General features: G+C 41.5%; 15 protein-coding genes and 1 pseudogene. 15 read left to right on the forward strand and 1 reads right to left on the reverse strand.

The features are described from left to right. Positions 1–99: 99 nt before the first annotated feature. From DSY56_RS00835 to DSY56_RS00875, 9 genes are all read left to right on the forward strand, one after another. Entirely contained in the window at positions 100–504 is a 405-nt protein-coding gene (locus DSY56_RS00835; RefSeq protein WP_112443528.1) for a hypothetical protein, read from the forward strand. Between the two features lie 208 nt (positions 505–712). Beyond that, positions 713–1,303 (forward strand): methyltransferase, encoded by a 591-nt coding sequence (locus DSY56_RS00840; RefSeq protein WP_112443529.1) that lies wholly within the window; start codon positions 713–715, stop codon positions 1,301–1,303. Further along, positions 1,300–2,577 (forward strand): pyrimidine-nucleoside phosphorylase, encoded by a 1,278-nt coding sequence (locus DSY56_RS00845; protein WP_112443530.1) that lies wholly within the window; start codon positions 1,300–1,302, stop codon positions 2,575–2,577. The genes DSY56_RS00840 and DSY56_RS00845 overlap by 4 nt, the downstream gene beginning before the upstream one ends. A gap of 19 nt (positions 2,578–2,596) precedes the next feature. Next, entirely contained in the window at positions 2,597–3,259 is a 663-nt protein-coding gene (deoC, locus tag DSY56_RS00850) for a deoxyribose-phosphate aldolase (RefSeq protein ID WP_112443531.1), read from the forward strand. Continuing rightward, positions 3,246–3,635, forward strand: a complete 390-nt coding sequence (locus DSY56_RS00855; RefSeq protein ID WP_112443532.1) for a cytidine deaminase — start codon at positions 3,246–3,248, stop codon at positions 3,633–3,635. The genes deoC and DSY56_RS00855 overlap by 14 nt, the downstream gene beginning before the upstream one ends. A gap of 89 nt (positions 3,636–3,724) precedes the next feature. Further along, complete coding sequence (locus DSY56_RS00860) at positions 3,725–4,777, forward strand: BMP family lipoprotein (protein WP_112443533.1); 1,053 nt, start codon at positions 3,725–3,727, stop codon at positions 4,775–4,777. A 142-nt stretch (positions 4,778–4,919) separates the two neighbouring features. After that, positions 4,920–6,455 carry an ABC transporter ATP-binding protein gene (locus tag DSY56_RS00865; protein ID WP_112443534.1) on the forward strand — a complete coding sequence of 512 codons (1,536 nt, stop codon included), beginning with the start codon at positions 4,920–4,922 and terminating at the stop codon, positions 6,453–6,455. Further along, positions 6,448–7,506, forward strand: coding sequence for an ABC transporter permease (locus DSY56_RS00870; protein ID WP_000038670.1), 1,059 nt, complete (start codon positions 6,448–6,450; stop codon positions 7,504–7,506). Before DSY56_RS00865 ends, DSY56_RS00870 begins: the two co-directional genes overlap by 8 nt. A gap of 2 nt (positions 7,507–7,508) precedes the next feature. Continuing rightward, positions 7,509–8,465 (forward strand): ABC transporter permease, encoded by a 957-nt coding sequence (locus DSY56_RS00875; RefSeq protein ID WP_000029124.1) that lies wholly within the window; start codon positions 7,509–7,511, stop codon positions 8,463–8,465. Positions 8,466–8,501: 36 nt separating this feature from the next. Here DSY56_RS00875 and plsY read toward each other — a convergent pair whose 3' ends face one another. Continuing rightward, a complete protein-coding gene (plsY, locus tag DSY56_RS00880; protein ID WP_112443535.1) occupies positions 8,502–9,143 on the reverse strand; it encodes a glycerol-3-phosphate 1-O-acyltransferase PlsY in 642 nt (213 codons plus the stop codon). A 135-nt stretch (positions 9,144–9,278) separates the two neighbouring features. Between plsY and parE the strand changes: the two genes are divergently transcribed. The 6 genes and pseudogenes from parE (at position 9,279) to parC (ending at position 17,393) form a co-directional block, all read left to right on the forward strand. Beyond that, complete coding sequence (parE, locus tag DSY56_RS00885; RefSeq protein WP_112443536.1) at positions 9,279–11,222, forward strand: DNA topoisomerase IV subunit B; 1,944 nt, start codon at positions 9,279–9,281, stop codon at positions 11,220–11,222. Positions 11,223–11,245: 23 nt separating this feature from the next. Further along, positions 11,246–12,247: a DNA cytosine methyltransferase gene (locus DSY56_RS00890; RefSeq protein ID WP_112443537.1), complete on the forward strand. Its 1,002-nt coding sequence runs from the start codon at positions 11,246–11,248 to the stop codon at positions 12,245–12,247. Further along, positions 12,244–13,062: an Eco47II family restriction endonuclease gene (locus DSY56_RS00895; RefSeq protein WP_112443538.1), complete on the forward strand. Its 819-nt coding sequence runs from the start codon at positions 12,244–12,246 to the stop codon at positions 13,060–13,062. The genes DSY56_RS00890 and DSY56_RS00895 overlap by 4 nt, the downstream gene beginning before the upstream one ends. Before the next feature lie 40 nt (positions 13,063–13,102). Beyond that, entirely contained in the window at positions 13,103–13,699 is a 597-nt protein-coding gene (gene fic, locus DSY56_RS00900) for a protein adenylyltransferase Fic (protein WP_112443539.1), read from the forward strand. Positions 13,700–13,763: 64 nt separating this feature from the next. Next, a pseudogene (locus DSY56_RS00905) lies at positions 13,764–14,582 on the forward strand (aminoglycoside 6-adenylyltransferase). Between the two features lie 339 nt (positions 14,583–14,921). Continuing rightward, a complete protein-coding gene (gene parC / locus DSY56_RS00910; RefSeq protein ID WP_112443540.1) occupies positions 14,922–17,393 on the forward strand; it encodes a DNA topoisomerase IV subunit A in 2,472 nt (823 codons plus the stop codon). The last annotated feature ends 25 nt before the right edge of the window (positions 17,394–17,418 follow it).

Raw genomic sequence — 17,418 nt, forward strand, 5'->3', positions numbered from 1 at the left:
AGGATGAACAATTTATTGATGAAGTAGGAGGAGCCGCTTTCTACTGACTTATCAGCTATAAAGGGGGCTTTTGGGTTTATAACTTATAGGAGGTGTGTCATGAAAATCTTAAAAAGTTATATATTGGAACTCTGTTTTATTTTAAGTTTTGCTCTACCTTTTATAAAAGGAGTCAATGCGGATAATGGTAGACGCTTTGTGGAAATCTATTACGGTTTTACTTTTTTGATGGAACATGCCATTGTAACAGTTGTTTTTATCTGTTCACTCTTGATTGCTTGCCTACTAAAAAAACGGTGGACGAAATGGCTTGTTGCGGGTAGTTATCTATTTTTGATTTTGTGGATTGCGACAGAGGGTTATTTCTTCCGCATGTCACTAGAAGATTTGATACGACTTTGGACAAGTTTGGAATTCCTGACAAAAACGTATCAGTTGGGCTTTTATCTAAACATCTTATTGGGAATCCTGTTGATAATAAAGTATTTTAAGGTTAAGCAATAGTCATAAAAATGCGCTTGATTATAGACAATAAATTTGTTGTTTTATCATGTCAATGATAGCTGTAGTCCTAGATGAAATACTATTTGCTTATAAAGGTTGAAAGAGATTGAAGGGGAGCTATTGTAAAGCAACTTCCTTCAATCTTTTTGTCTCATTCTGGATATGTAAACGATTTACAATTTAAGTCAAATTATGGTAAAATAGTTTCATGAGTAAAATGTATTATGCAGAAAATCCTGACGCTGCTCACGACATTCATGAGTTGAGAGTGGACTTGTTGGGAGAAAAAATGACCTTTTTGACGGATGCGGGTGTTTTTAGCAAGAAAATGGTTGACTTCGGAAGTCAACTCTTGCTCAAGTGTCTAGAGGTCAACCAAGGAGAAACTGTCCTTGATGTAGGCTGTGGTTACGGACCTTTGGGCTTGTCTTTAGCTAAGGCTTATGGAGTTCAGGCGACCATGGTCGATATCAATAATCGTGCCTTGGATTTGGCGCGACAAAATGCTGAACGAAATAAAGTAGAAGCGACGATTTTCCAGTCCAACATCTATGAACAAGTTGAAGGTACATTTGACCATGTTATTTCCAATCCTCCTATCCGTGCAGGCAAGCAAGTAGTTCATGAAATCATTGAGAAAAGTAAAGATTTCTTGGAAACTGGTGGGGATTTGACTATCGTTATCCAGAAAAAACAAGGGGCTCCAAGTGCTAAGTCCAAGATGGAAGATGTATTTGGTAATTGTGAAATCGTCAAAAAAGATAAGGGATACTATATCCTTAGAAGTGTGAACGAATGAGAGCAGTTGATTTAATCCAAAAGAAACGAGACGGTCAAGAACTGACTTCGAGTGAAATTGAATGGCTGGTAGAAGGCTATGTATCAGGAACTGTTCCTGATTATCAGATGTCTGCCTTTGCTATGGCTGTTTATTTCAAAGGAATGACGACACGAGAAATCTCTGACCTAACTATGAAGATGGTCAAGACTGGGCAAGAGTTTGACCTGTCTGCCATTGATGGTGTGAAAGTTGACAAGCATTCTACTGGTGGTGTCGGCGATAAGGTAACCTTGATTTTGGCTCCTCTTGTTGCAAGCTTTGGTGTTCCTGTGGCAAAAATGAGTGGTCGTGGTCTCGGCCATACTGGTGGGACAATTGATAAATTGGAGTCCATTAAGGGCTATCAAGTGGAACGCAGTCAAGAAGATTTCATTCGTCAAGTTCAGGATATTGGTGTATCTGTCATTGGGCAATCAGACCAGCTGGTCAAAGCAGATAAGCTTCTCTACGCTCTCCGTGATGTGACCGCAACTGTTGACACGATTCCTTTGATTGCGAGTTCGGTGATGAGCAAGAAAATCGCTGCAGGAGCGGATGCTATTTTACTAGATGTGACTGTCGGTGAGGGCGCCTTCATGAAGACGGTTGATGAGGCGCGTGAGTTGGCTCAAACTATGGTGGAACTTGGTAAGGCAGTTGGTAGAAAAACGGTAGCAGTGATTACCGATATGAGTCAGCCCTTGGGACGAGCGATTGGAAATCGTCTAGAAATTCTTGAAGCACTTGAGATTTTACAAGGTCAAGGACGTCAGGATATTACCCACTTCATCTGTGAATTGGCTCAAATTATGCTTGGCCTGGCAAATGTAAACAAGACAGTTGAAGAAGTTCGTCAACATCTTGAAAATGGCCAAGCGCTTGCTAAGTTTGAGGAGATGGTCCAAGCCCAAGGTGGAGACTTAGAAGACCTCTATCGTTCTGTAAATGTAGCCCATGTGGTGGAAATACCTGCTCAGGAAACGGGTGTCATTTCAGCTCTTCCAGCTATGGAATTTGGGCTTTATGCTATGAGACTGGGGGCAGGCCGTGCAGTCAAGTCTGATGCCTTGGACTATGAAACAGGAATTGTTTTTGAAAAGAAAGTTGGAGATTCCGTTCAAAAGGGAGAAATTGTTGCAAAAGTATACACAAATGGAAAAATTTTTCCTCAGCTAGTTACAGATTTTCAAAAATATGTTAAAATAAATGATAGGGTGCAAAGTTTACGAGAAATTATAGAAATTATCTCATAAACTGCAGGAGAATCCGAATATGAAATTAAATAAATATATCGATCATACGCTTTTAAAACAAGATGCAACAGAAAATCAAATTGATTGTTTGTTGTCTGAGGCTAGGGAGTATGATTTTGCCAGTGTTTGCGTTAATCCGACCTGGGTTGAACATGCCAAAAAAGGGCTTGAAGGCACAGATGTCAAGGTCTGCACAGTAGTAGGTTTCCCCTTGGGAGCAACAACTTCAACTGTGAAAGCTTTTGAGACAAAAGAAGCTATCCAAAATGGGGCTGATGAGATTGACATGGTAATCAATGTTGGGGCTCTCAAATCAGGCAATTTAGCCTTGGTAGAGTCAGATATTCGCGCAGTCGTGGAAGCAAGTGGTGACAAGTTAGTGAAAGTCATTATTGAAGCTTGCCTTCTGACAGATCAAGAAAAAGTTGTGGCTTGTCAATTAGCCCAAAAAGCAGGAGCTGATTTTGTTAAAACATCTACTGGCTTTTCAACTGGTGGCGCTACGATAGCAGATGTTCAATTGATGCGTGAAACAGTTGGGCCTGATATGGGTGTCAAGGCTGCTGGTGGAGCTCGTTCTTATGCAGATGCTCTTGCCTTTGTGGAAGCAGGGGCGACCCGTATCGGAACGTCAGCTGGAGTAGCAATTCTAAAAGGAGAATTGGCAGATGGCGACTACTGAGTTGATTGAACTGGCAATTGAAACCAGCAAACGTGCCTATGTCCCCTATTCTCACTTTCCTATCGGAGCAGTTTTAGTGGCAAAAGACGGAAGTGTTTACACGGGAGTGAATATCGAAAATGCTAGCTATCCTTTGACCAATTGCGGTGAGAGAACAGCCATTTTTAAGGCTGTATCTGAAGGGCAAAGAGAGTTTTCAGAGCTGATTGTTTATGGTCAAACTGAAAAACCAATTTCACCATGTGGTGCTTGTCGCCAAGTAATGGTCGAATTTTTTGAACAAGATCTAAAAGTGACCTTAGTCGCAAAAGATAAATCGACGGTCGAGATGACGGTCGGGGAATTACTTCCATATTCTTTTACAGACTTAAACTAGTCTGAGTCGCTCTTTGAGTGGCACGGTCCTTGTGGCCAACCAATCCATACTTGCAACATCGTTGCACATCTTATTTAGGAGGTTCAGTAATGAACAAGAAACAATGGCTAGGTCTTGGCCTAGTAGCAGTGGCAGCAGTTGGACTTGCTGCATGTGGTAACCGCTCTTCTCGTAAGGCAGATTCATCTTCTGATGTGAAGACAAAAGCAGCAATCGTCACTGATACTGGTGGTGTTGATGACAAATCATTCAACCAATCAGCTTGGGAAGGTTTGCAAGACTGGGGTAAAGAACACAATCTTTCAAAAGATAAAGGTTTCACTTACTTCCAATCAACAAGTGAAGCTGACTACGCTAACAACTTGCAACAAGCGGCTGGAAGTTACAACCTAATCTTCGGAGTTGGTTTTGCCCTTCACAATGCAGTTAAAGATGCAGCTGAAGAGCACACTGATTTGAACTATGTCTTGATTGATGATGTGATTAAAGATAAAAAGAATGTTGCTAGCGTAACGTTTGCTGATAACGAAGCTGCTTACCTTGCGGGTGTTGCAGCGGCTAAAACAACTAAAACAAAACAAGTTGGTTTTGTAGGTGGTATTGAGTCTGAAGTTATCTCACGTTTTGCAGCTGGATTTAAAGCTGGTGTTGAGTCAGTAGATCCATCTATCAAAGTACAAGTTGACTATGCTGGTTCATTTGGTGATGCTGCTAAAGGTAAAACAATTGCAGCAGCACAATACGCAGCTGGTGCAGACGTTGTTTATCAAGCAGCAGGTGGAACAGGTGCTGGTGTCTTTGCAGAAGCAAAATCACTTAACGAAAGTCGTCCTGAAAATGAAAAAGTTTGGGTTATCGGTGTTGACCGTGACCAAGAAGCAGAAGGTAAATACACTTCTAAAGATGGCAAAGAATCAAACTTTGTTCTTGTATCTACTTTGAAACAAGTTGGTACAACTGTAAAAGATATTTCTAACAAGGCAGAAAAAGGTGAATTCCCTGGCGGTCAAGTGATCGTTTACTCATTGAAGGATAAAGGGGTTGACTTGGTAACAACTAACCTTTCTGAAGAAGGTAAAAAAGCTGTCGAAGATGCAAAAGCTAAAATCCTTGATGGAAGCGTAAAAGTTCCTGAAAAATAATGGATGGAAGTCATTTCTTAGGAAGCGGCCATCGGCCGCTTTTTAAGAGTTGAGACAAAGTCATTTTGTCTCAGTAAAGCTTGCTACTAGACAAACTAGCAAGTTTTATTGAAATAAAATAAGACTCTGAAAGGAAGAGCACATGGCACACGAAAATGTCATTGAGATGCGTGATATTACCAAGGTGTTTGGTGAATTTGTTGCCAACGACAAAATCAACCTGCACCTACGAAAAGGTGAAATTCATGCACTTTTAGGAGAAAATGGGGCTGGTAAGTCCACGCTCATGAACATGTTAGCAGGGCTTCTTGAACCAACTAGTGGTGAAATCGCGGTCAACGGTCAAGTTGTCAACCTCGACTCCCCATCTAAAGCAGCTAGCTTGGGAATCGGAATGGTTCACCAGCACTTTATGTTGGTAGAGGCTTTCACGGTGGCTGAAAACATTATTTTAGGAAGTGAATTGACTAAAAATGGTGTGCTAGATATCGCTGGAGCTAGCAAAGAAATCAAGGCTCTTTCTGAACGTTATGGCTTAGCTGTGGACCCTTCTGCCAAGGTAGCAGACATCTCAGTTGGAGCCCAACAACGTGTAGAAATTTTAAAAACCCTTTATCGGGGAGCTGATATCCTTATCTTTGACGAACCAACGGCCGTTTTGACTCCATCAGAAATTGATGAGTTGATGGCTATTATGAAAAATCTTGTCAAAGAAGGGAAATCAATTATCTTGATCACCCATAAGTTGGACGAGATTCGCGCAGTTTCTGACCGTGTTACAGTTATCCGTCGTGGGAAATCAATTGAAACAGTCGAAATTGCAGGAGCTACCAATGCTGATTTAGCAGAAATGATGGTAGGACGTTCTGTTTCCTTTAAAACAGAGAAACAAGCCTCTCAACCAAAAGAAGTTGTCTTGTCAATCAAAGATTTGGTGGTCAATGAAAACCGCGGTGTTCCAGCTGTGAAAAATCTGTCCTTGGATGTTCGTTCTGGAGAGATTGTTGGTATTGCGGGGATTGATGGAAATGGTCAGTCTGAACTGATTCAAGCCATTACAGGTCTTCGTAAGGTTGAATCTGGTAGCATTGAGCTAAAAGGAGATTCAATTGTAGGCTTGCACCCACGACAAATTACAGAGCTAAGTGTTGGGCACGTTCCAGAAGACCGTCACCGTGATGGTTTGATTTTGGAAATGATGATCTCTGAAAATATTGCCCTTCAAACCTACTACAAAGAACCACATAGTAAAAATGGAATTTTGAACTATTCAAATATTACTTCTTATGCTAAAAAGCTAATGGAAGAGTTTGATGTTCGTGCTGCCAGTGAATTTGTTTCTGCAGCTGCACTCTCAGGAGGAAATCAACAAAAAGCAATTATTGCTCGTGAAATTGATCGTGATCCTGATCTCCTTATCGTCAGTCAGCCAACTCGTGGTTTGGATGTCGGTGCCATTGAATATATCCACAAGCGCTTGATTGAAGAGCGTGATAATGGGAAGGCTGTCCTTGTTGTCAGCTTTGAACTAGATGAGATTTTAAACGTCTCAGACCGTATTGCCGTTATCCACGATGGGAAGATTCAAGGTATTGTATCACCAGAAACAACCAATAAACAAGAACTTGGTGTCTTGATGGCTGGTGGAAACTTGGGAAAGGAGAAGAGTGATGTCTAAAAAATTACAACAAATTTCGGTTCCCTTGATTTCTGTATTCCTAGGAATTTTACTTGGAGCCATTGTCATGTGGATCTTCGGTTATGATGCTATTTGGGGCTACGAAGAATTGTTCTACACAGCCTTTGGTAGCCTGCGTGGGATTGGAGAAATCTTCCGTGCTATGGGGCCTTTGGTCTTGATTGGTCTTGGTTTTGCCGTTGCCAGTCGTGCAGGTTTCTTTAACGTCGGACTTCCTGGTCAGGCTTTGGCAGGTTGGATTCTCAGTGGTTGGTTTGCCCTGTCGCATCCAGATATGCCACGTCCCTTGATGATTCTGGCAACTATTGTGATTGCCTTGATTGCTGGTGGAATTGTCGGTGCGATTCCAGGTATTCTGAGAGCCTATCTAGGGACATCAGAGGTTATCGTAACCATCATGATGAACTACATTGTCTTGTATGTAGGGAATGCCTTTATCCATGCCTTTCCTAAAGACTTCATGCAAAGTACAGATTCGACTATTCGTGTTGGGGCTAATGCAACCTACCAGACACCTTGGTTGTCTGAGTTGACTGGTAATTCGCGGATGAATATTGGTATTTTCTTTGCCATCATTGCCGTTGCAGTTATTTGGTTCATGCTCAAGAAAACAACCCTTGGTTTTGAAATCCGTGCGGTTGGTCTTAATCCACATGCTTCAGAATATGCTGGTATTTCTGCCAAACGGACTATTATTCTATCAATGATTATTTCAGGTGCCTTGGCAGGTCTTGGTGGAGCTGTTGAAGGGCTTGGAACCTTCCAGAACGTCTATGTTCAAGGGGCGTCATTGGCTGTTGGATTTAACGGGATGGCAGTTAGTCTGCTTGCAGCCAACTCACCAATCGGTATTCTCTTTGCAGCCTTCCTATTTGGTGTTCTCCAAGTTGGAGCCCCTGGTATGAATGCGGCGCAGGTACCGTCTGAGCTTGTCAGCATTGTAACAGCGTCTATTATCTTCTTTGTCAGTGTTCATTATCTTATCGAACGCTTTGTCAAACCGAAAAAACAAGTTAAAGGAGGTAAGTAAAGATGTCTATTACAACCTTGCTCACCCTCTTAGTGTCTTCTATGCTGATTTACTCAGCACCCCTCATCTTTACAAGTATCGGTGGTGTTTTCTCTGAACGTGGTGGTGTGGTAAATGTCGGCCTTGAAGGAATTATGGTTATGGGTGCCTTTTCTGGAGTTGTCTTTAACCTTGAATTTGCAGAACAATTTGGAGCAGCAACTCCATGGCTATCTTTGCTTGTAGCAGGATTGGTTGGTGGCCTCTTCTCTATTATCCACGCAGCAGCGACGGTTCATTTCCGTGCAGACCATGTTGTCAGCGGTACGGTATTGAACTTGATGGCGCCAGCCTTGGCTGTTTTCTTGGTGAAAGTACTTTATAACAAAGGACAAACCGACAACCTAAGTCAGACTTTTGGACGCTTTGATTTCCCAGTCTTGGCAAATATCCCAGTTATCGGTGATATTTTCTTCAAGTCAACTAGTCTACTTGGTTATCTAGCGATTGCCTTCTCGTTCCTTGCTTGGTTTATCCTCTTCAAGACTCGATTTGGTCTTCGTCTTCGCTCTGTCGGTGAACACCCTCAAGCAGCGGATACCTTGGGAATCAATGTCTACAAGATGAGATATTTAGGGGTTATTATTTCCGGTTTCCTAGGTGGAATTGGCGGAGCGATTTATGCGCAATCCATCTCAGTTAACTTCTCAGTGACAACTATTGTTGGTCCTGGATTTATCGCTCTTGCTGCGATGATTTTCGGAAAATGGAATCCAATCGGAGCCATGCTATCTAGTCTCTTCTTTGGGCTTTCACAAAGTTTGGCTGTTATCGGTTCCCAATTGCCATTCCTACAAGGAGTGCCTGCGGTTTACCTTCAAATCGCACCTTATGTTTTGACCATTCTTGTCTTGGCAGCCTTCTTTGGAAAAGCAGTCGCACCAAAAGCAGATGGTATCAACTATATCAAATCAAAATAAGAATACAAAAAACGTCAGTTCATTCAAAACTGGCGTTTATTTTTTAGAATTTTGATGGGTTAAGTTTAATCCCCAAGGAACAAGATTTTCAGTCTTATTCTGGATGCGTGTGATATTGTCCTTATGGCGAATGATAATCAAGCTAGCAAGAGCCAGGATAATAGCGATGAAGAGAGGGTCATAGTGACTCAGGATAAAACCAAAAAGTGGAAAGAGTAGAACCCCGATAACAGCTGCGATAGATGCTGTGACACTGGAAAGTGAAATCATACTACCAAGATAGAGGGTTCCAAAGAAAACAACTGCTAGGTAGAGACAGAAGACAGGCGCAAATCCAAAAATCACACCTGCACTGGTTGCGACAGCCTTGCCACCCTTAAATCCTGCAAAGATTGGAAAGGTATGGCCAATAACAGCCAAAAGTCCAAAGATGAGAGGCGAAACGCCTTGTAGATGAAACATAATTGGAAGAAGTGTTGCTAGGGTTCCTTTGAAAAAGTCAATCACAAAGGTTGCCATACCAGCTTTCTTGCCTAAAATGCGGAAAGTATTGGTTGTTCCAGTATTTCCAGAACCATGTTCGCGCAGATTGATTTGAAAGAATACTTGTCCAATCCAGAGACCAGACGGAATTGAACCCAGCAGATAGGCTAGGATTAATAAAACTATTGTAATCATACTCCTATTATATCATGAAATGGAAAAGAAAGGCAGAGAATCTCTTCTGAAATTGTCACACCGGAGAAAGAAAAATTTTGCAAAATCCTTGGAAAACCTGTAGAATAGTAAAGATGAACGAATAGGAGGTTCCTTGTGTCAAAAAAGGAAATCAATATTAACAATTATAATGATGATGCCATTCAGGTGCTAGAAGGGTTGGATGCGGTTCGTAAACGTCCAGGGATGTATATCGGATCGACCGATGGCGCTGGTCTCCATCATCTAGTTTGGGAAATCGTTGATAATGCAGTCGATGAGGCCTTGTCTGGATTTGGTGACCGTATTGATGTGACAATCAATAAAGATGGGAGTTTAACGGTTCAAGACCATGGTCGTGGGATGCCGACGGGTATGCACGCTATGGGAATTCCAACTGTTGAGGTTATCTTTACCATTCTTCATGCCGGAGGAAAATTCGGTCAAGGAGGCTACAAGACATCAGGTGGTCTCCATGGGGTGGGTTCTTCCGTTGTTAACGCTCTTTCAAGTTGGCTGGAAGTTGAAATTACCCGTGATGGGGCAATCTATAAGCAACGTTTTGAAAATGGTGGAAAACCTGCCACGACTTTGAAGAAAATCGGTACAGCACCCAAGTCTAAGACAGGTACAAAGGTTACGTTTATGCCTGATGCGACGATCTTCTCTACGACAGACTTCAAGTACAATACTATTTCAGAGCGTCTCAATGAGTCAGCTTTTCTCTTGAAAAATGTAACCTTGTCTCTGACAGATAAGCGAACAGATGAAGCGATTGAATTCCACTATGAGAATGGGGTACAAGACTTTGTTTCTTATCTGAACGAAGACAAGGAGACCTTAACGCCAGTTCTTTACTTTGAAGGGGAAGATAATGGTTTCCAAGTGGAAGTAGCTCTTCAGTATAATGACGGATTTTCAGATAATATTTTGTCCTTTGTCAATAACGTTCGTACCAAGGATGGTGGAACGCATGAGACTGGACTTAAGTCTGCCATTACCAAGGTTATGAACGACTACGCGCGTAAGACGGGGCTTCTCAAGGAAAAAGATAAAAACCTTGAAGGGTCAGACTATCGTGAGGGACTAGCGGCCGTTCTTTCTATCTTGGTTCCTGAAGAACACCTCCAGTTTGAAGGACAGACCAAGGATAAATTAGGAAGTCCTCTGGCTCGTCCCGTTGTGGATGGAATTGTGGCGGATAAGTTGACCTTTTTCCTTATGGAAAATGGTGAATTGGCTTCTAACCTCATCCGCAAGGCTATTAAGGCCCGTGATGCTCGTGAAGCAGCACGTAAGGCGCGTGATGAGAGCCGAAATGGTAAGAAAAATAAAAAAGACAAGAGCTTGCTGTCTGGGAAATTGACCCCAGCCCAGTCTAAAAATCCAGCTAAGAATGAACTCTATCTGGTCGAAGGTGATTCTGCCGGTGGTTCGGCTAAACAAGGTCGTGACCGTAAGTTCCAGGCTATCTTGCCCCTTCGTGGTAAGGTTATCAATACAGCCAAGGCTAAGATGGCGGATATTCTCAAAAATGAAGAAATCAATACCATGATATATACTATCGGTGCGGGTGTCGGAGCAGACTTCTCCCTTGAAGATGCCAACTATGACAAGATTATTATCATGACCGATGCGGATACAGATGGTGCCCATATTCAAACACTTCTTTTAACATTCTTTTATCGCTACATGCGTCCGCTAGTTGAGGCAGGTCATGTCTATATTGCCCTTCCACCTCTTTACAAGATGTCCAAAGGAAAAGGCAAGAAAGAAGAAGTGGCCTATGCTTGGACAGACGGAGAGCTAGAAGAACTCCGTAAGCAGTTTGGTAAAGGCGCTACTCTTCAACGCTACAAAGGTCTTGGTGAGATGAATGCGGATCAGCTCTGGGAAACAACCATGAATCCAGAAACCCGTACCCTTATCCGTGTCACTATCGAAGACCTAGCACGCGCAGAACGCCGCGTCAATATACTCATGGGTGACAAGGTCGAACCACGCCGTAAGTGGATTGAGGATAATGTCAAGTTTACATTGGAAGAAGCGACAGTGTTTTAAGTTAGTTTAAAGAGGAAATAAGAGTGAGAGTTATTGAATTATTTGCAGGTGCAGGTGGTTTGGCACTTGGAATAGAAAAAGCTGGATTCGAAGCCATTGGTTTGATTGAGTTTGATAAAGCAGCAGCGGAAACATTGAAGCACAACAGACCTAGTTGGAATGTCATTCATGATGATATTGCAAATATTTCATCTCTTGATTTGGAGGAATATTTTAATATAAAAAAAGGAGAACTAGAATTGTTGAGCGGAGGTGCTCCCTGTCAAGCTTTTTCTTATGCTGGGAAACGTTTAGGTTTAGAGGATGCTCGAGGTACATTATTCTACCACTATGCAATATTTCTAAATAAACTTCAACCGAAAATGTTTGTTTTTGAAAATGTACGTGGCCTAGTTTCTCATGATCATGGAAAAACATTTCGAACTATTATGGATATTTTTTCGGATGAAGGTTACACGGTTAAATGGAAGGTTTTAAATGCCTGGGATTATGGAGTGGCTCAGAAACGTGAACGTATGATTATGGTTGGGGTTAGAAATGACTTAGCTGATATTATTTCGTTTGATTATCCAGAACCACATGAATATAAGCCAGTATTGAGAGATATATTATTAGATAGTCCGCCTAGTGTTGGTGCACAATATTCTGATTACAAGAGAAAAATTTTTGAATTAGTTCCCCCAGGTGGCTATTGGCGTGATATTCCAGAAGATATTGCAAAAGAGTATATGAAGTCAACTTGGAATATGACTGGGGGCAGGACAGGTATTTTGAGAAGAATGAGTTTAGATGAGCCATCTTTAACAGTTTTAACATCTCCTACCCAAAAACAAACAGAACGTTGCCATCCATTGGAGGCTCGTCCTTTTACAGTTCGTGAAAATGCTCGCATTCAAAGTTTTCCAGATGATTGGATATTCCAAGGGAGCATAGGAAATCAATATAAGCAAGTGGGGAATGCTGTTCCAGTTAACTTGGCTTATGAAGTGGGTATAAAAATAAAAGAAAGTTTGGAGCAACTATGACTTGGGATTTAGATTTTATTAGTGAAGAAGATTTTTTAAAACATGTTCAAGATACTATTTCGAAGTATGGTGAAAAATTGAAATCTTTTGATTTGAAACGATTTAATAAGAATATTGTAGATCCTGTAAAACTAATTTTTGATAAGTCGGTTTATCGTAGTTCTTGGGATGAAATTATTAGTAATGAAATTTTTCGCCAAAGAGATAAGTCAAATAATAATGATATTGGCTATTTCCATCAAACTATTTTCAGATATATGAGGAATTGTCGTGTCCCAGATAATGGAAAAGAAGGTGGCTGGGATGTTATATACGAGAATCCAGGAGGAATTTCTTTACCTGATGGTTCGCGTGTAAGTAGAATTTATGTTGAAATGAAAAATAAGCACAATACTATGAATTCTGCATCATCAGGGAAGACTTTTATCAAGATGCAAAATCAGTTATTGAAGGATGACGATTGTGCCTGTTTCTTGGTCGAAGCGATTTCAAAGCAATCTCAAAATATTAAATGGGAACCTAAAGTTGACGGGGAAAAAGTTGGTCACAAATTTATTCGTAGAGTTAGCCTGGATCAATTTTATTTCATGGTAACGGGTGAAAAAGATGCTTTTTATAAGATGTGTATGAATTTACCGTCAGTAGCTGAGAAGGCAGTAGAAAAAATGGGAACAGAGATCGTGCCAAATGATACTGTTTTTGAAGAAATCATTATGAAAGCAGAAGGAAATATTGAAGATGATAGTGAATTGGCAGTTGCAAGAGTGATCTATCTTCTAGGATTTTCAACTTATTTAGGTTTTGATAGAACATGATTTCATAACAAAATGGCGTTAATAAGGGGAAAATAAGGTATTGGATAATAAACTAGGCACTACAAACTCAGCTCAGCTGGCAGATGCAGAAGAAAAACTGACAAAAAAACAAGCCGCCCTGCTTTTCCAGACAGGAGACTTGTTCAAGATGGAAGTTGGGACATTTGCAGGGCTGTCAGCTATTCACCACTATCTATTTTCCGGTATCTATGATTTCGCTGGAAAAATCCGTGATGTTAATATTGCAAAGGATAATTTTCAATTTGCGCCTCGTATTTTTTTAGAGCAATCCTTACAGTATATTGACAAACTTCCTCATGACAATTTTGATCAAGTGGTTGATAAGTATGCGGATATGAATATTGCCCATCCTTTCCGTGAGGGGAATGGACGCACAATGCGGATTTGGCTAGATTGTATGCTTCGTCAGAAGCTGGGTAAGGTGGTAGATTGGAACGCCATTGATAAGGATGAATACCTGAATGCCATGAGGCGTAGTGCAGTATCGACTGGAGAACTCAAGTATTTACTTCTCAATAACTTGACGGATGACCTCAGTCAGACCAGTTTCTTTAAGGGAGTAGATGCTTCATACTACTACGAAGGATACAGTCTTTACCAGACAGGGGAATTATAGTATAAAAACTATCCAGTAAGAAGAGGCAGACACCTAGTAATCTATAAAACGAAAAGGTACTGACATGAGAGCTGAAACAGAAATGCTAAATCGGATTTTACAAATTGCCAAAACTATACAAGTAGAAGCTGTCGCCATGTCTGGTTCACGGACAAACCAAAATGCTCCAAAAGATGAATTTCAAGACTATGACGTGGTCTATGTCGTGGATGATTTAGATAATCTGACGAAAGACCTTTCTTGGTTGGAGCAATTTGGCAAACGCATTATTGAGCAAGAAGTTGGTCTTGGTCAACGTCGTCTCTATCTCATGCTCTTTGAAGATGGGAATCGAATTGATCTAACCCTCTGTCCTAAGGAACACATGAAAGAATGGGTAGATAGCGAGTCGAAATTCATAGTTTTAGAAGATGAGAAGGGCTTGTTTGAGCCTTATTCTCCCAGTCTAAAGCGTTTCTGGATACATCCAGCTACTGAGACAGATTTTAAAAATTCCTGCAATGAATTTTGGTGGGTGTCAGCCTACGTGGTCAAAGGAATCTGTCGTAAGCAAGTCGTCTATTCCACCGACCATCTCTACGGTATTTGCCAACAATAACTCTTGAAGGTAATGGCTTGGCAAGTGGTAAGTGATAGGGGAAAAGTTGACATCGGTAAGAACTACAAGTATCTCTTTAACTATTTACCTCCTGAGAAAGAAAAGGAATTCTCGAATCTGCTTGATTTTTCAAGTGTAGATAAAATCACTCAGTCTTTGTTTGCTACGATGAAATTTTTCCACCAAGAGGCTCAGTCCCTTGCTAAAAAGCTGGGATTTTACTACGATAAAGAAGTAGCTGAGAAGATGATTCAGTATGCTGAGAAGAGACTTCTTAATCGCTAACTAAAGACCTTAATTTAAAAGATTAAACTACAGAAAGGGTCGTTTGGTTATTTGTAGTAACTGAACACGGGACTAATTTTATTCGGAAAAAAGTCAAATCGTCTTGACTTCATCGAGCCTTACATCGATTTTCTATTTTTCTACAGACATTTTTGGCAAGCCAAATTGTCCCTTTATATCTTAACTGAACACCTTTTCTGTAAAAAACTACTCTATATTCTTTGAAAGGAGTTGAACACGCCCTAAATGCTGTGTGAAAAAGATAAATTCTCTTGTAAGTATCGCTAACTGCAAGAATTTTCTATTTTCACTTGATATTTTACGGGCTCTGTATCCTATATGAGTAACATTCAAAACATGTCCCTGGAGGACATCATGGGAGAGCGTTTTGGTCGCTACTCCAAGTACATTATTCAAGACCGGGCTTTGCCAGATATTCGGGATGGCTTGAAGCCGGTTCAGCGTCGTATTCTTTATTCTATGAATAAGGATGGCAATACCTTTGACAAGAGCTACCGCAAGTCGGCCAAGTCTGTCGGTAACATCATGGGGAATTTCCACCCACACGGGGATTATTCTATCTATGATGCCATGGTCCGTATGTCTCAGGACTGGAAAAATCGTGAGATTCTAGTTGAAATGCACGGTAATAACGGTTCTATGGACGGAGATCCGCCTGCGGCTATGCGTTATACTGAGGCACGTCTGTCTGAAATTGCAGGCTACCTTCTTCAGGATATCGAGAAAAAGACTGTTCCCTTTGCTTGGAACTTTGACGATACGGAGAAAGAGCCGACAGTCTTACCAGCAGCCTTTCCAAACCTCTTAGTCAATGGTTCGACTGGTATTTCGGCTGGATATGCCACAGACATTCCACCGCATAATTTGGCTGAGGTCATTGATGCTGCGGTTTACATGATTGACCATCCAACTGCCAAAGTTGACAAACTCATGGAATTTTTACCTGGACCAGACTTCCCGACAGGAGGGATCATCCAAGGTCGTGATGAAATTAAGAAGGCCTACGAAACTGGGAAAGGGCGCGTGGTTGTTCGTTCCAAGACTGAGATTGAAAAGCTAAAAGGTGGTAAGGAACAAATCGTTATTACTGAGATTCCTTATGAAATCAACAAGGCCAATCTGGTCAAGAAAATCGATGATGTTCGTGTCAATAACAAGGTGGCAGGCATTGCTGAGGTTCGTGATGAGTCTGACCGTGATGGTCTTCGTATTGCGATTGAGCTCAAAAAAGACGCTAATACGGAGCTCGTTCTCAACTATCTCTTCAAATACACAGACCTGCAAATCAACTACAACTTCAACATGGTGGCGATTGACAATTTTACACCTCGTCAGGTTGGGATTGTCCCAATCTTATCTAGCTATATCGCCCACCGTCGTGAAGTGATTTTGGCTCGTTCCCGATTTGACAAGGAAAAGGCTGAGAAGCGTCTCCATATCGTCGAAGGTTTGATTCGCGTGATTTCGATTTTGGACGAGGTTATTGCTCTTATCCGTGCATCTGAGAATAAGGCTGACGCCAAGGAAAATCTCAAGGTCAGCTATGATTTTACAGAGGAGCAGGCTGAGGCTATCGTAACCTTGCAACTGTATCGTTTGACCAATACCGATGTGGTTGTCTTGCAGGAAGAAGAAGCAGAACTTCGTGAGAAGATTGCTATGCTTGCTGCGATTATCGGTGATGAACGGACCATGTACAATCTCATGAAGAAAGAACTTCGTGAGGTCAAGAAGAAATTTGCAACTCCGCGTTTAAGTTCTTTAGAAGACACTGCGAAAGCAATCGAGATTGATACAGCTAGTCTTATCGCCGAGGAAGATACCTATGTCAGCGTGACCAAGGCAGGTTACATCAAGCGTACCAGTCCACGTTCCTTTGCGGCTTCCACTCTGGAAGAAATTGGCAAACGTGATGACGATCGTTTGATCTTTGTACAATCTGTCAAGACCACCCAGCATCTTTTGATGTTCACAAGTCTTGGGAATGTCATTTATCGACCAATCCATGAATTGGCAGATATTCGCTGGAAGGATATCGGAGAGCATCTGAGCCAGACCATTACAAACTTCGAAACGAATGAAGAAATCCTTTATGTGGAAGTAGTGGATCAGTTTGACGATGCGACAACCTACTTTGCAGCCACTCGTCTCGGTCAAATCAAACGGGTAGAGCGCAAAGAATTCACTCCATGGCGGACCTACAAGTCTAAGTCTGTCAAGTATGCTAAGCTCAAAGACGAGGCAGACCAGATTGTAGCAGTGGCTCCGATTAAACTGGATGATGTTCTCTTGATTAGCCAAAATGGTTATGCCCTACGTTTCAATATCGAAGAGGTTCCGGTTGTCGGTGCTAAGGCAGCAGGTGTCAAAGCTATGAACTTGAAAGAAGATGATGTCCTCCAAGCAGCCTTTATCTGTAATACCTCGTCCTTTTACCTCTTGACCCAGCGTGGAAGTTTGAAACGTGTTTCTATTGAGGAAATTCCAGCAACCAGTCGTGCCAAACGCGGACTACAAGTCTTGCGTGAGTTGAAAAACAAACCGCACCGTGTCTTCTTGGCAGGAGCAGTTGCAGAGCAAGGCTTCGTTGGTGACCTCTTTAGTACAGATGTGGAAGAGAACGACCAAACTCTGCTTGTTCAATCCAACAAAGGAACAATCTATGAAAGTCGATTGCAAGACTTGAATTTGTCAGAACGCACAAGTAACGGTAGCTTCATCTCTGACACGATTTCAGATGAAGAAGTTTTTGACGCTTACCTTAAAGAAGTATTTACTGAAGCTAAATAAGTGAAATGAAGAATCAGTTCTAAGA

This window comes from Streptococcus sp. 596553, assembly GCF_900411395.1.
Taxonomy (GTDB): domain Bacteria; phylum Bacillota; class Bacilli; order Lactobacillales; family Streptococcaceae; genus Streptococcus; species Streptococcus mitis_BA.